The sequence below is a fragment of the Candidatus Binatia bacterium genome (genome assembly GCA_023150935.1).
In the GTDB taxonomy this organism is placed as follows: domain Bacteria; phylum Desulfobacterota; class Binatia; order HRBIN30; family HRBIN30; genus JAKLJW01.
In genome coordinates this window covers 1-537 of the sequence record JAKLJW010000173.1, presented here as the reverse complement: position 1 = coordinate 537, position 537 = coordinate 1, and the positions used below count along the sequence as shown (strand labels likewise).

Genomic DNA, 537 nt, shown 5'->3' with positions numbered 1-537 from the left:
CATGGTGCTGGCCCCCGAGCATCCGCTGGTCGACCGGGTCACCACGGCCGCCCAGCGGTCGGCCGTCGACGCGTACCGGAAGGCCGCGGCGGCGCAGGACCTGGTCTCCCGCAAGGTGGGCGACAAGGAAAAGACCGGCGTCTTTACCGGCGGCCACGCCACCAACCCGGCCACCGGCCGGCCGATCCCGATCTGGACCGCCGACTACGTCCTGATGGAGTACGGCACCGGCGCCATCATGGCGGTCCCCGGCCACGACGACCGGGACTTCGCGTTCGCGACCCGGTTCGGGCTCGACATCGTCCGAGTGGTGGCCGGACCCGGCGAGACCGAGTCGACGCCGCTGCCGGAGCCGGTGGCCGAGGTCGAGGGCGGGCGGCTGGTCAACTCCGGCGACTTCTCCGGACGCACCGTGGCCGACGGCGCGGCCGCGATCGTCGGCTGGCTCGAGAGCCGCGGCCTCGGAAAGGGCGTCGTCAAGTTCCGGCTCTACGACTGGTGCATCTCGCGGCAGCGGTACTGGGGCCCGCCGATCCC

General features: G+C 73.0%; 1 protein-coding gene. It reads left to right on the top strand.

The genetic code is table 11. The features are described from left to right. On the top strand, positions 1–537 hold a 537-nt coding region (locus L6Q96_23580; protein MCK6557528.1), incomplete at both ends, for a class I tRNA ligase family protein.